At 72.5% G+C, this 15,692-nt stretch carries 4 protein-coding genes; all 4 read left to right on the top strand.

The genetic code is table 11. The features are described 5' to 3' along the window. Positions 1-56 precede the first annotated feature (56 nt). The 4 genes from ACFYY7_RS05235 to ACFYY7_RS05220 are packed head-to-tail and all read left to right on the top strand — an operon-like array spanning position 57 to position 15,676. Positions 57-1,106, top strand: a complete 1,050-nt coding sequence (locus ACFYY7_RS05235) for an iron-siderophore ABC transporter substrate-binding protein (RefSeq protein ID WP_388657282.1) — start codon at positions 57-59, stop codon at positions 1,104-1,106. Positions 1,107-1,152: 46 nt separating this feature from the next. Next, positions 1,153-2,940, top strand: a complete 1,788-nt coding sequence (locus ACFYY7_RS05230; RefSeq protein ID WP_388657279.1) for an ABC transporter ATP-binding protein — start codon at positions 1,153-1,155, stop codon at positions 2,938-2,940. A 57-nt stretch (positions 2,941-2,997) separates the two neighbouring features. Beyond that, positions 2,998-13,989 carry an amino acid adenylation domain-containing protein gene (locus tag ACFYY7_RS05225; RefSeq protein WP_388657276.1) on the top strand — a complete coding sequence of 3,664 codons (10,992 nt, stop codon included), beginning with the start codon at positions 2,998-3,000 and terminating at the stop codon, positions 13,987-13,989. Continuing rightward, the gene (locus tag ACFYY7_RS05220) at positions 13,976-15,676 is read left to right on the top strand and encodes an ABC transporter ATP-binding protein (protein ID WP_388657273.1); all 1,701 of its coding nucleotides are present in this window, start codon (positions 13,976-13,978) and stop codon (positions 15,674-15,676) included. The genes ACFYY7_RS05225 and ACFYY7_RS05220 overlap by 14 nt, the downstream gene beginning before the upstream one ends. The last annotated feature ends 16 nt before the right edge of the window (positions 15,677-15,692 follow it).

Raw genomic sequence — 15,692 nt, 5'->3', positions numbered from 1 at the left:
GTTTGGCTGCCCTTACAACGAGGTGCAGTGGGCCGTGTGAAAGCAAGGGATTCCGGATGCTTCTCCATCGAACGACGCGTGTGAAGCCCTGGCGGCGGGTGGCGGCGACACTGTCCGCCGCGACGCTCGGCGTCGGCCTCCTCGCCGGGTGCGGTTCCGACTCGGCGGACAAGAAGGGCGAGGACGCCCCGGCCGCCGCCTCCGGTGCGTTCCCGGTTACCGTGGAGCACGCATTCGGGTCCACGGAGATCACCAAGGCCCCGAAGCGCGTCGTCTCCGTGGGCTACACGGACGACCAGGCCATTCTGGCGTTCGGCATCAAGCCGGTCGGCATGGTCGACCAGTACCCGAACCCGGCGGGCAAGTCCCCCGACATCAACACCCAGTGGCCCTGGGTCAAGGACAAGTGGGGCGACACCCGCCCCGAGGTCATCATGAACAACGGTGACTCGGGCCCCAATTACGAGAAGATCGCCTCGCTGCGGCCGGACCTGATCATCGCGGTGTACTCCGAGATCGACAAGGCCGCCTACGAGAAGCTCTCCAAGATCGCTCCGACGGTGGGCCGCACCAAGGCCGAGAAGGAGCCCTTCAGTGCGCCGTGGCAGGACAACGCGGTGCACATCGCCAAGGCACTCGGCAAGGAGGCCGAGGGCAAGGAGATGGTGAAGGGCATCCAGGCCAAGCTCGACACGGCCGCGAAGGCCCACCCGGAGTTCACGAACCAGACCGCCGTGGCGCTGTCCTGGTACAAGGACTCCGTCGCGCCGTTCACCTCCACCGACGTACGCGGCCGGCTGGTCACGGGCATCGGCTTCAAGTACCGGACCGAGATCGACAAGGTCGCGGACGGCAAGTTCTTCACCGTGCTGTCCCCCGAGCGAGTCGACCTGGTCGACGCCGACCGCATCTTCGTCATCAACGACAAGGCGGACACGGACGCACTGAAGAAGTTCGAGCTGTTCACCAACCTGCCCGCCGTCAAGAACGGCAAGGTCTCGTACCTGCTGGACAGCGAGGGCCCGGCGGTCGGTGCCGCCATGTCCCAGGGAACCCTGCTTTCCTTGCCGTACGCGATCGACGAGCTCGTCGAGTCGGTCAAGTAGCAATGCCGGTCCAACTGCCCCGTCCCCGGAGAGATTCGGTCTTCGTGTGAGTGCCACCGACACCCGCGCCGCCCCCGCGACCCTGCGCACGGCGACCGGCGGCGAGGCCACCGCTTGGGTCGTGGCGCACTGCCGCCGGGCCCCGTGGCTGACCGCCTCCACCCTGCTCACCACGGTGGCCGGGGCGGCGCTCCAGGTGCTCCCCGTGCTCCTGCTGAGCCGGGTGGTCGACGGGGTGACCGAGGGCGGACCGCGCTCGGCGCTCGTCACGGTCGGGGCGGTGATGGTGGCCGCCGCGCTGCTCGGCGCGGTGGCCACCGCCGCGTCGACGTACCTGATCGGGCGGCTGGGGGCGGATCTGCTCGCCCGGCTGCGGGAAGCGGCCGTCCGCGCGGTGCTGGGGATGCCGAGCGCACGCGTCGAACAGGTGGGCCGGGGCGATGTGCTGTCCCGGGTCGGCGACGACGTGGCCGTACTGTCCAAGGGGATCCGGGCGGCCATCCCCACCGTGTTCTCGGCGGGCGTGCTGGTCGTCATCGCCACGGCCGGCATGTTCGGACTGGACTGGCGGCTCGGCCTGGCCGGCGCCGGTGCGCTGCCCGCGTACGCGCTGGCCCTGCGGTGGTACCTGCCCCGCTCCGCGCCGCTCTACCGCAAGCAGCGGGCGGCCCAGGCCGACCGCGCGCAGGCACTGATCAGCGGTCTCGACGGGATCGACACGGTACGGGCGTACCGCCTGGAGGGCGCCGTCCGGGAGAAGGTGACCGAGGAGTCGTGGCGGGTGCGCGACTACGGCGTCGAGGTGTTCCGCTTCTTCGGGCGGTTCGTCGGCCGGGAGAACCGCGCCGAGTTCATCGGGCTGGTCCTCATCATCGTGGTGGGGTACGCCCTGCTGGAGGCCGGCGCCGCCAGCCTGGGCGAGGTGTCGGCGGCCCCGCTGATGTTCCACCGGCTGTTCACCCCGCTGGGCGCCATCATGTTCACCTTCGACGAGGCGCAGAAGTCGGGCGCGAGCCTCACCCGCCTGGTCGGGGTGGTGGGGGAGCCCGCGGAGGACCGGCTGGTGGGCGACGTGTCCGTCGCCCAGGCGGACGCCGGACCCTATCCGGTGACCGTTCAGGGGCTGACCTTCAGCTATCCCGGCGCCGAGGATCCGGTCCTGCGGGACGTGAACCTGTCCATCCCGGCCGGGGGTTCGCTCGCCCTGGTGGGGGCGACGGGCGCGGGCAAGTCGACGCTGGCCGCGCTGATCGCCGGCACCGGAACCCCGCAGGCCGGTTCGGTACGCATCGGATCGCAGGACCTCGCCGGTCTGGACGAGGCCGGGGCACGGGCCCTGGTGAGCATCCTGACGCAGGAGACGCACGTGTTCTCGGGTCCCCTCGCCGAGGACCTGCGGCTGGCCGCGCCCGGGGCGAGCGACGAACGGCTGCTGCAGGCGCTGCGCACGGTCGGTGCCGACGGGTGGGTGGAGCTGCTGCCCGAGGGGCTGAACACCATGGTCGGCGAGGGCGGTGAGCGTCTGGACGTCACCAAGGTCGCCCAGATCGCCCTGGCCCGGCTGGTGTTGGGCCGTGCCCCGGTGGTGGTGCTCGACGAGTCGACCGCGGAGGCGGGCAGCGAGGGCGCCGCGGAGCTGGAGCGGGCCGTACTGGCCGCGTGCTCGGGCCGGACCACGCTGTTCGTGGCACATCGGCTGACCCAGGCGATGGCGGCGGACCGGATCGCCGTGCTGTCCGAGGGGCGCGTCGTGGAGGAGGGAACGCACGGGGAGCTGGTGGCTCTGGGCGGCCAGTACGCCCGACTGTGGCGGGCCTGGCGAGAGGGTAGTTAGGTAACCCTGAGTTAGGTTAGGCTAACTTGCATACCCCGGAAGGATGCTGAGTCTTCGATGACGGAACCGCGCGCTCCTCACGTGCTGCTCTCACCCGCTCGCCTGGCCGGCGTACGCCGGCGGACCGGCGACTACGGCGACCGGACCATCGCCGGAGCGTGCGCCATCGGACTGGCGTACTGGGCGACCGGCCTCGGCCCCGAGGGCCTGGACCTCACCCCCGGTACGCGGTTCACCGACGTACTCGGCTGGGTCGACAACGGCGGTGGCGGGAGCGCGGGTTGGGAGGCCGGCCCGGACGGCCGGACCATCACCGTCCCCGGCGGCGTCGCACCGTCCGACGCGCAGCTCGCCCTGGACGACCTGGCCGACTTCCCGGACCGGCCCATCGGCACCATCGGCCCGTCCGGCCCGGCGGCGAGGATCGAAGCCCTGGCCGAGTGGAACGACACCCGGGCCGACCGGGTCCGCCCGACCATCATGGAGATGTTCCGGGAGCAGGCGCGCAGCAGGCCGGACGCCGTCGCGATCACCGATGAGCACCGCTCGCTGACGTATCGTCAAGCAGATGAGTACTCCAGCCAGTTGGCCCACCACCTGATCGAACGCGGGCTCACCTCCGAACAGGTCGTCGGCATTTCGCTGGGCCGCTCGGCGGAGATGGTCATCGGGCTCCTCGCCGTGCTGCGGGCGAAGGGCGCGTTCGTGCCGCTCGATCCGCAGTGGCCCGCCGCGCGCCGCGCCGTCGTCGTCGAGGACGCCCGCGCCGTGCTCCAGCTCAACGACTCCGGCGAGCACGGAGCGGGTGAACCGGACGCCGTGGCCGTCGACCTCGACGACTGGCGCTTCGGCGACCAGCCCGTTCAGGGGCCGGAAGCGAGCGTCCCCGGCACGGCCCTGGCGTACGTGATCTTCACGTCCGGTTCGACCGGACGGCCCAAGGGCGCCATGATCCGGCACGAGGCGATCAGCGAGCGCCTGCTGTGGCAGGTCGACGAGATCCTGGGCTTCGGCCACGACGACGCGTCGCTGTTCAAGGCGCCGCTGTCCTTCGACATCTCCATCAACGAGATCTTCCTGCCCCTGGTATCCGGCGGCAGGCTGGTGATCCTGCGGCCCGGCGGCGAACGCGACCCGCACCACCTGCTGAGCGTGATCGCCGAGCACCGGGTCACCTTCACCTACCTGGTGTCGTCGATGCTGGACGTGCTGCTGGAGATCGCGGGAGACTCCGGCCGCCTGGACAGCCTGCGCCACGTGTGGTGCGGCGGCGAGGTGCTGACCCCCGAGCTGTACGAGCGGTTCCGCACCCGGCTCGACATCCCGCTGTACCACGGCTACGGCCCGGCCGAGACGACCATCGGTGTCTCCCACGTCATCTACCGGGGCGAGGCCGAACGCCTGTCGACCTCGATCGGGAAGGCCAACCCCAACACCCAGCTGTACGTGCTCGACGACGAGCTGCGCCCGGTCCCCGTCGGGGTCGGCGGCGAGCTGTACGCGGGCGGACTCCTCCTGGGACGCGGGTACGTCAACGCACCCGGCCTGACCGCCGCCCGGTTCGTGGCGAACCCCTTCGCCGACGACGGGTCCCGGCTGTACCGGACCGGTGACCTGGCCCGTTTCGCCCCGGACGGGTCGCTGGACTTCCTCGGCCGCGCCGACAACCAGATCAAGATCCGCGGCATGCGGCTGGAGACCGAGGACGTCGAGGCCGGCCTCGCGGAGCACCCCGGGGTACGGCACAGCTGCGTCGTCGCGAAGAAGAACGCGGCGGGCGGCACCTACCTGGTGGGGTACGTGATCCCGGCCGCCGGCCACGAGGACCTGCGGGCCGACGACGTCAGGGCCTGGGCCACCGGGCACATGGTGGAGTACATGGTGCCCGCCCACCTCGTCGTGATGAAGGAGTTCCCGCTCACCGCGAACGGCAAGCTCGACCGGGGCGCCCTGCCGGAGCCCGCGATCGGCACCGGTCCCGTCGTGGCACCCGCCACCGAGAACGAGCGGGTGGTGTGCGCGGCCGTCGCGTCGGTGCTGCGTCTGGAGCAGGCCGGTACCGACCAGGACTTCTTCCGGCTCGGCGGCGACAGCATCCTGGCGATCTCGCTGCTCGGCGCGCTGCGGGAGGCCGGTCTCCACGTAACCGCACGGCAGATCTTCACCCACAGCGTTCTCGGGGCACTGGCCGCGGTGGCGAGCCGTGAGGAGGTGTCCGCCGCGGACCACGGCGATGTCGCGACCGGCCTTGTCGTGGGATCGCCCATCGTGCAGTGGCTCGGCCGGACCACCGACGCCATCGACGGCTTCGTGCAGTCCGTCGTGCTCAACACACCGGCACAGCTGAGTGCCGAAGCGCTCGACGAGATCCTCGCCGCGGTGCTTGAGCGGCACGACATGCTCCGCGCCAGGCTGGTGCGCGGCGAGCGGTGGAGCTTCGACATCCCCGAGGCCGGACGGGCCGCCGCCGGGTGGCAGGAGAGCGACCGGCCACTGGCGGAGTGCGTGGAGCTCGCCACCGAGGGGCTCGACCCGGACCGCGGTGTGATGCTGCGCGCCGTGTGGCGCCGCGAGGCGCGGCAACTCGTCCTGGTCGCCCACCACGTCGTGATCGACGGGGTGTCCTGGCGGGTCCTGATGGACGACCTGGCCACGGCGTGGCAGCAGTACGCCTCCGGAAATCCGGTCCGACTGCCCGCCGTGGGAACGTCGTTCAGGCGCTGGACCCAGCTGCTGGAACGTACGTCCTTCGAAGCGGACCGCGCCCACTTCGAGCGGCCGCTGCCGGGAGCGGACACGCCGCTGGGCAGGCGCCCCCTGACGGACTCCGACACCGTCGCCCGGGAACGCACGCGGACCGTCGACATCGGACCCGAGGACACGGCCGCGCTGCTCGGCACCGTTCCCGCGAGGTTCCACGCGGGCGTCAACGACGTACTGCTGACCGCGCTCGCCGTCACCCTCGCCCGATGGCGCCGCGACCGCGGCCAGGACCAGACCTTCGCCCACATCGAACTGGAAGGACACGGCCGCGAGGGACGGTTCGTGGCGGACGCGGCCGGCTTTGATCCGGAACTCTCCCGGACCGTGGGCTGGTTCACCACGCTGTTCCCGGTGACCGTGGACCCCGGCACGGCAGCCGACCTCGCCGCCCCCGCGTACCTGGCCGCCGCCCTCAAGGCGGTCAAGGAGGACCTCGCCCGGGTGCCCGGCAACGGCCTCCCCTACGGCGTCCTGCGCCACCTCACCGAGTCCGGGCCGGCCGCCCCCGCACCCCAGGTGCTCTTCAACTACCTGGGCCGATTCGACGCGGGCACCGGAGGCGACTGGCAACTCACTGGAGCCACCGGACAGTTGGGCGAGAAGCGCGACCCGAGGATGCGCCTGCCGCGCGCCCTGGAATTCAACGCGATCGCCGAACCCGACGCGAGCGGCGAATTCCGGCTGGTCACCACCATCTCCTGGCCCGAGGGGATGTTCACCGACGCGGACATCACCACCCTCGGCCAGTACTTCCGGTCCGCCCTGACCGCCCTGGCCGCGCTCGAAGAGGGCGGCCACACCCCCAGCGACTTCCCGCTGGTACGGCTCACCCAGGCCGACGTCGACGACCTGGACGGCCCGGCGCTGCTCGACGTCCTGCCGCTGACACCGCTGCAGGAGGGCCTGTACTTCCACTCGGTCTTCGACGACGACGCCACGGGCAGCTACGTCGAACAGCAGCTGCTGACCCTGGACGGCGACGTGGACGCCGACCGGCTCGCCACTGCGGCCACCCGGCTGCTCGCGCTGTACCCCAACCTGGCGGCCCGGTTCACCGCGCTCGCCGACGGCCGGGTCGTCTCCGTACTCGAAAGCGGCACGGCGGCGCCCTTCACCACGCTGGACCGCCCCCACCTCACCGACGAGGAGATCCGCGAGCACGCCGAGCGCGACCGCCGCGCCGGATTCGACCTGGCCACCGGGCCGTTGATGCGCTACACGCTCATCCGCACCGGCTCCGGGCGCAAGGTACTGGTGCAGACCGTGCACCACATCATCGCCGACGGCTGGTCCGTCCCGCCGATGCTCCGCACGCTGCTGGCCGAGTACCACGCGCCGGGCACCGTGTACCCGCTCGGCGGCTACCGCGACTACGTGAGCCGGCTCGCCGGACGCGACCAGGACGAGAGCGAGCGGGTGTGGCGCGGCGAACTCGCCGGTCTGACCGGCCCCTCGCTGGTCGCCGAAGGGCACACCCCTTCCGAACGGTTCGCCGACATCGCCGTCGAGCCCGCCGACGACCTCGACGGAGCCGTCCGGTCGGCCGGAGTGCCCCTGAGCGTGGCCGTGCACAGCGCGTGGGCGGTGACACTGGGCGGCATCCTGCACCGCGGCGACGTGGTCTTCGGATCCACCGTCTCGGGCCGTGACGCCGAAATACCCGGCATCGGGGACATGGTGGGCCTGTTCATCAACACGATCCCCGTGCGAGCCAGGTGGACCGGAGAGACCACGGCACGCGAGCTGCTCGCCGCGGTGAAGGAACACCAGAGCACGGTGCTGGCGCACCAGCATGTCTCGCTGGCCGGGATCGCCCGCCAGGCGGGCACCGGCCCCCTGTTCGACACCCTGGTGGTCTTCGACGTCGCGACGGACGTGGACGCACTGCGCGGGCCCGACGACACCCTGACCATCACCGGCATCGTCAACGAGGGCGCCCCGCACTACCCGTTGACGCTGGTGGCGGAGCGCACCCCCGACGGCCGGCCGCGCTTCAACCTCATCTACGACGGGGAGCTGCTGCGCGAGGCGGGCGCCGAGGCGATCCTGCGCACCTTCACCGAGACCCTCACCACCCTGCTGAACCGCCCGGACGCCCTCGTCGGCGAACCGGCCCCGGACGCCGCCCGCCGCCCGGCGCCGGTCTCCCCGGCGACCCTGGGCGAGCTGTTCGACACCGCCGCGCGGCGCGACCCGGCGGCCACCGCCGTCACCCAGTGCGCCCTGGACGGCACCACCCGGTCCCTGACCTACGGTGAACTGGCCGCAGAGAAAAGCGAGTTGGCCTCGGTCCTGCGCGCCGCCGGGGTCGGCTCCGGCAAGCGGGTCGCCGTCGCCGTGCCGCGCTCCGTGGAGCAGGTCGTCGCCCTGGTCGCGGTCGTCAGCGCGGGCGGCGCGTACGTGCCGCTGGACCTGGCGTACCCGGACGAGCGGCTGGAGTACATCCTCTCCGACGCCGCCCCGCAGGTCGTGCTCGTGGACCGGGACCAGCGGGACCGCTTCACCCGGCTGCTGGTCCGGGCGGGTGTCCAGGCCCGGGTGCTCGTCCAGGGCGACGAGCTGCCGCGCGACACCACCGAACCCGGCACCGGCCGGCACGACCCCGCGTACGTGATCTACACCTCCGGTTCGACCGGACGGCCCAAGGGCGTCGTCGTCCCGCACTCCGCCGTGCTGACGCTCCTCGCGAACACCGGGCCCGGCATGGAGTTCGGCCCGCACGACGTATGGGTCCAGTTCCACTCCTTCTCCTTCGACTTCGCGGTCTGGGAGCTGTGGGGCGCCCTGGCGCACGGCGCGGAGCTGCTGGTGCCGGAGTACGCGCTGACCCGCTCCCCGGTCGACTTCCACCGGCTGGTCCGCGAGCACGGGGTGACCGTGCTCAACCAGACCCCGTCGGCGTTCTACCAGTTCATCGAGGCCGACCGGCACGCGGGCGCACCCGTCACCGCGCTGCGCCGGATCATCTTCGGGGGCGAGGCGCTGGACCTCGGGCGGCTGCGAGGCTGGGTCGAGCGGCACGGCACCGAAGCGCCCGAGCTGGTCAACATGTACGGCATCACCGAGACCACCGTCCATGTCACCCACCGGGTGCTGACCGACGAGGACTTCGCCGACGGCGGCGAAGTCAGCCCGATCGGCGGCCCGATCCCCGGCCTGGTCGTCCATCTGCTCGACGACATGCTCCGGCCGGTGCCGCCGGGCCGGGTGGGTGCCATCTACGTCGCCGGGGACCAGGTGTCGCTCGGCTACCTCGGCCGGCCGGGGCTCACCGCGGGCCGGTTCGTGGCCAACCCGTTCGCATCCGACGGCTCCCGCATGTACCACACGGGCGACCTGGCCCGCCGCACGCTCGGCGGGGAGCTGGAGTTCGCCGGCCGGGCCGACGACCAGGTACAGCTCAAGGGATTCCGGATCGAGCTTGGCGAAGTGGAGTCCGCCGTCCGGGAACTCGACGGCGTGGTCGATGCGGCCGTCACCGTGGCGGACGGCGGGGACCACCTCGTCGCGCACGTCGTGGGCCGGGCGCCCCATGACCTCACCGGCCTGCTGGCCGCCAGGCTGCCCGCGCACATGGTGCCGGGCCGGGTACTGCCGGTCGACGCCCTGCCGCTCACGGTCAACGGCAAGCTGGACCGCGAGGCCCTGGCCGAACGCGCCGCCGAGGACGGAGCGGCGGTTGCCGCGCGGGGCACCGGCCTGGTCGCCACTGCGGACACCACCCCGGTGGCCGCGAGCGACTCCGCGCTGACCGCACTGGTCGGCATCTTCGCCGAGACGCTGCCCGGCGTCGCCGTGGACGCCGACACCGACTTCTTCGGCGCCGGGGGCGACAGCATCGTCGCCATCACCGTGATCAACCGGGCCAGGGCGCTCGGCCTGCCGATCGCACCCCGGGACGTGTTCCTGCTGAAGACCCCGCGCGCCCTCGCCGGCCACCTGGGCACGCGCTCCCCGCAGCCCGTCGAGTCCGAGCCGGCCCGCCGCGAGGACGGCCCTCTGCCGGCCACCCCGATCATCCTGCGCCGGCGCGAACTGGGCGGATCGCTCGCCCGGTTCGCCCAGGCCAGGGCGGTGGCGGTGGCCGAGGGCATCGGCCTCGCCGACATCCGGCGCGCCGCGAACGCCGTCGTCGCCGCGCACCCGGTGCTCCGGCTGCGGCTGAGCACCGAGCACGGTGCCTGGGCGCTGCGCACCGAACCCGCCCGTGAGGTCACCGTTCTACCGTCGGACGCCGCCGACGCGACGGCCGCGGCGGACGAGGCCGCCGGCCGGCTCGATCCCGGAGCCGGGGACGTCATCGCGTTCTCCTGGCTGCCGGCGAGCCGGACCCTGGTCGTCACCGTGCACCACCTCGCCGTGGACGCGGTGTCCTGGCTGATCCTCCTCGACGACCTGGCCGCCGCGATGAGCGGTACGCCCCTGGCTCCGCCGACCACGTCGTACGCCGAGTACGCCGAGGCGCTGGCGGTGCGGGCCGTGCAGGAGACCGAAGGCCTCGGGCACTGGATCACCACGCTCGGGGCGCCCGCGCCGCTGCCCGTGGCCCGGGGCCTGCGCGACACCACGGTCGTACTCGCCCCCGAGGCGAGCGACCTGGTGACCCGCACCGCCCCCGCCGCACTCGGCGTGGGCCTCACCGAACTGCTCTGCGGCGCGCTGCGCACCGCGCTGACCCGCGTCCAGCCCACCCCCACCGATCTCGCGATCGACCTGGAGCGGCACGGCCGGGTCCCGGCCCTGGAGCACCACGACTACTCCCGTACCGTCGGCTGGTTCACCGCCATCGCACCGGTGCGGCTCACCGCGCACACCGACCCCGTCGCGGCGGCGCGCGAGCTCGCCGAACGCCAGCCGGACGAGTCCGGGCACGTCGCCTACGGCCGGCTCAGGTACCTCAACCCGCAGACGGCCCCGCTGCTGACCGCCCGCCCGCAGGTGCTGTTCAACTACCTCGGCCGGGGCGGCGAGTCCCAGGCCCTGCGCCTCACCGGCGGCGAACACGACAGCCCGTACGCCGTCGAGGTCAACGCCTGGACCGACGACACCACCGGGAGCCTGCACGCGCAGTTCACCCTCGCCGAGGGCATGCCCGACGAGATCGCCGGGCACTGGATCGGCGCACTGGAGCACATCGCGGACGCCTCCGCGACGGCCGAGCGCACGGCACCGGTCACCCCGCTCCAACGGGGCCTGTTCTTCCAGGCCCAGATGGCGGGCACGGCCGGACACTACGTCGCACAGAGCTGGTTCACCTTCGACCGGCGCCTGGACGCCGACGCGCTGGCCGAGGCGATGGCTTACGTGATCGCGCGCCACCCGGTCGTGGGCGCCGGCTTCACCACGGACGACGACGGAAACCCGGTCCAGGTCCTCGGCCGTGTCCGTGAAGTCCCGCCTGGCTCGCGGCGTACGACGGGACTTCACGGACACGGCCCAGGCGCGGGCCGCCGGGTCGACGTCCGTACGGTCACCGCGACGAGCGACGCGGAGGCCGAGGAACTGCGCACCCGGGACCGCGAGTCGGGCTTCGACCCGGGCGAGCCGCCGCTGATCCGGCTGACCGTGGTGCGGCTGCCCGACGGCCGGGACGGCCTGCTGCTCAGCTACCACCTGCTGCTCTGGGACGGCTGGTCCCGCGAGATCGTGCTGCGGGACCTGTTCGAGGCGTACGAGGCCGTCCTGGCGGGCGAACCGCCGGTCCCGGCCCCCGCCGTGCCGGGCTTCGAGGAGTACGCCCGGACGCTCGCCGCCAAGGACCCGGAGGCGGCGAACCGCTTCTGGGCGGAGCACCTGGCGGGGCTGCCCGGTCCGACGCTGCTCGCCGGCCCCGCCCCGGTCCTCTCGGACGAGCTGCCGCACGCCCTCACGCACACGATGTCCGCCGAACTCTCCGACCTGCTGCGGAATGCGGCCAGGGCGCACGGCGTCACCCTGAACTCGGTGCTGACCGGTGCCTTCGGCCTCCTGCTCGGCGCCCGCACGGGCCGCGCCGACGCGGTGTTCGGGGTGACCGTCTCGGGCCGGGAGGGCGAGGGCCACGACGGCATCGTCGGTGTGCTGCTGAACACGGTGCCCATGTGGACCCGGGCCCGGCCCGACGACACGGTCGGCGGGTACCTGTCGGCCGTACAGGCGGCCCGGGTCGAGGCGATGGACCACGAGCACCTGGGGCTCGGCGAGATCCAGCGGGCCGCCGGCCACGACGCCCTGTTCGACAACCTGTTCGTGCTCCAGAACTTCCTGGACCTGGACGCGTTCGCCGAGATGAACACCCGGCACGGCATCACCTCCGTGCGGGCCGACGACTCCACGCACTACCCGTTCACCTGGGTCGTCACGCCCGGCGACCGGTTCACGGTCAAGCTGGAGCACCGCGACGGCGACCTCGCGGGCGCCCGCCGCCTCCTCGACGACTACCTCCGCGTACTGGAGGACCTCGCCCGGTCGACGGGGCGGGTCGGCGCCCTGCCGGGACTCGCCCCGGACCCCGGGCCCGCCGAACGCACCGACATCGGCACGGACACCGTCGTCGACCGCTTCGACCGGGCGGCGGACCGCGATCCCGGACGGCTCGCGCTCGTCGCCCACGGATCGACCATGACCTTCGCCCAACTCCAGGCTCGCAGCCGGGCGTTGGCGGGTGTGCTCGCCCGGCGCGGCATCGGCCCGGAGACGGCCGTCGGCCTCGCGGTCCCGCGCTCCCTCGACTCGATCGTGGCGCTCTTCGCCGTACTGCGCGTCGGCGCCGCCTACGTACCGCTGGAACTGGACCACCCGGACGAGCGGATCGCGGCGATCGTCGCGGACGCCCGGCCCGCGGTGATCCTCACCGTCAGCGCCGTGTCGCACCGGCTGAGCGGCGAGCTCATCGAGCTGGACCGCCCGCTGCCCGCTGCCGATCCGTACGTGACGTTCGCGCCGGACGACCCGGACCGCCTGCGCCACCCCGCTTACACGATCTACACCTCCGGCTCGACCGGGAAGCCCAAGGGCGTGGTGACCGAGTACGCCGGGCTCACCAACATGCTGATCAACCACCAGCGGCGGATCTTCGAACCGGTCCTCGCCGACCACAACCACCGGGTCTTCCGCATCGCGCACACCGTGTCGTTCGCCTTCGACATGTCGTGGGAGGAACTGCTGTGGCTCGCCGACGGTCACGAGGTCCACATCTGCGACGAGGAACTGCGCCGCGACGCCCCCAGACTGGTCGAGTACTGCGGTGAGCACGCGATCGACGTCATCAACGTGACCCCGACCTACGCCCAGCAGCTGGTGGCCGAGGGCCTGCTCGACGACCCGGGACGGCGGCCGGCGCTGGTGCTGCTGGGCGGCGAGGCCGTCACCCCGACGCTCTGGCAGCGGCTCGCCGAGACAGAGGGAACGGCCGGCTACAACCTCTACGGGCCCACCGAGTACACCATCAACACCCTCGGCGTCGGCACCTTCGAGTGCCAGGACCCGGTGGTGGGCGTGGCGATCGACAACACCGAGGTGTACGTACTGGACCCGTGGCTGCGCCCGCTGCCCGACGGGGTCCCCGGCGAGCTGTACGTATCGGGCATCGGCATCGCCCGCGGCTACCTCGGGCAGAGCGCCCAGACCGCGCACCGCTTCGTCGCCTGCCCGTTCGGCGCGCCCGGCGAGCGCATGTACCGCACCGGGGACCTGGTGATCCGCCGGCCCGACGGGAACCTGACGTACCTGGGCCGCACCGACCAGCAGGTCAAGATCCGCGGACACCGGGTCGAACTCGGCGAGGTCGAGGCCGTGTTCCAGGCGCACCCGGCGGTGCGGTTCGCCGCCGCGGTGGCCCAGCCCGACCCGCAGGTCGACGGCGCGTACCGGCTGGCCGCCTATCTCGTACTGGACGGCGCCGACCTGGCGCAGGTCGCCGGCGAAGTGGGCGCCGGACTGCCGGACTTCCTGCGCCCGACGCACTACGCCCGGGTCGACGGCATCCCGCTGACCGTGAACGGGAAGGCCGACACCAAGGCACTGCCGGAGGCCAGACCGCTCGGCGCGCTGACCACGGCGGGCGAACGCGGCCCGGCGACCGGGACCGAGACCGTGGTGTGCGAGTACTTCGCCGAGGCACTCGACCTGGACGACGACGAGGTGAGCGCGGTGAGCGACTTCGTGTCCCTCGGCGGTCACTCCATGCTGGCGGTGCGGCTGACCGGGCTGCTCCGCCGCGAGTACGGTCCTGTGATCACGATCCGTGATCTGTTCACCCTGCGAACCCCCGAAGCGATTGCGCGCCACCTCGATGACAACTCCTGACACACGGCGGCCCCGGCCGGGGGCCCAGATCCTGCGGACCGCGCTCGGCCGCAACGTCGGCGCCATGGTCCGGGGCACCGTCCTCATGGGCCTGTACCAGGCTGGGGAGACGGCCTTCCCCATCGCGCTCGGCCTGATCGTCGAGCACACCATGCAGGACCGGAGCCCGGCCGGGCTCGGCCTGTCGATCGGCGCGCTGGCCGTGATCATCACGACGGTCTCGCTGTCGTGGCGATTCGGGATGCGCGTCCTGCAGAAGGCCAACACGACCGAGGCGCACCGCTGGCGGGTGCAGGTGGCTGCCTGCGGGCTCCAGCCGGTGGCCAGGGACATCGACCTGAAGTCCGGCGAGGTGCTGACCATCGCCACCGAGGACGCCGACCAGACCGCCGACATCATCGAGGTGGTGCCGCTGCTGATCAGCTCCCTGGTCGCGGTGGTGGTCGCGGCGCTCGCGCTGGGTCTGGCCGACATCCGGCTCGGCCTGCTGGTGGTCGTGGGGACCGTCGCGATCCTCTCGATCCTCGCCGTGATGTCCAAGCGGATCGGCGCCAGTACCCGTGAACAGCAGGCCCGGGTGGCGCGGGCGGGTGCGAAGGTCGCCGACCTGATCACCGGCCTGCGCCCGCTGCACGGCTTCGGCGGCAACCACGCGGCGTTCGGCTCCTACCGGAAGGTCAGCAGGGACGCGCGGCACCAGGCGATCACCGTCGCCCGGGTGAACGGCGCGTACGCGGGCACCGCACTGGCCCTCAACGCGGTGCTCGCCGCCGCCGTGTCCCTGACGGCGGGCTGGCTGGCGTTCGACGGCCGGATCACCATCGGGGAACTCGTCATGGCCGTGGGCCTCGCGCAGTTCATCATCGAACCGCTCAAGATGTTCTCGGAGATGCCCAAGTACGTGATGATGGCGCGCGCCTCGGCCGAGCGGATGGCACTGGTCCTGACCGCGCAGCCGGTGACGGCTCCCGGGACGCGACGCCCGGCGGCGGGCGGCGGCCTGGCGGTGGACGGCGTCCGGTACGGGGAGCTGCGCGGGCTGGAGTTCGAGGTGGCCGCCGGGGAGTTCGTGGCGATCGCCGCGTACCGGCCGCGCGCGGCGGCCGACCTCGCCTCGCTCCTCGCGGTGAAGGTCGCGCCCGAGGCGTACGGGGGAGTGGTGCGGGTCGGCGGACAGGCGCTGGCGGACCTGTCGGTCGAGGCGGTCCGCGAGCACATGCTGGTGAACCCGTACGACGGGGAGATCTTCGCGGGCACGCTCCGCACGAACATCGACCCGTCGGGAACGAGCCGGACGATCGCCGAGGCCGTCGAGGCGTCCATGCTGACCGATGTCGTCGCCCTCCACCGCGACGGGCTCGACTACGCGGTCCGCGACCGCGGGGCGAACCTCTCCGGGGGCCAGCGGCAGCGGCTTTCCCTGGCCCGCGCCCTGGCCGCCGACTCCGACGTGCTGGTCCTGCACAACCCGACGACGGCGGTGGACGCGGTCACCGAGCAGCTCATCGCCCGCAACGTCGCGAAGCTGCGCCGGGGCCGCACCACGGTCGTGATCACCAGCAGTCCGGCCCTCCTGGACGCCGCCGACCGGGTGCTCGTCCTGGACGACGGCGTCATCACCGCCCAGGACACCCACCGCAACCTCCTGGCCGGCGACGCGAACTACTGCCTGGCCGTGGCCCGTTGAGAAGCCGGTGCCGGGG

The organism is Streptomyces sp. NPDC001933 (assembly GCF_042890955.1).
Lineage (GTDB): Bacteria > Actinomycetota > Actinomycetes > Streptomycetales > Streptomycetaceae > Streptomyces.
This window is presented reverse-complemented; position numbering and strand designations above follow the sequence as displayed.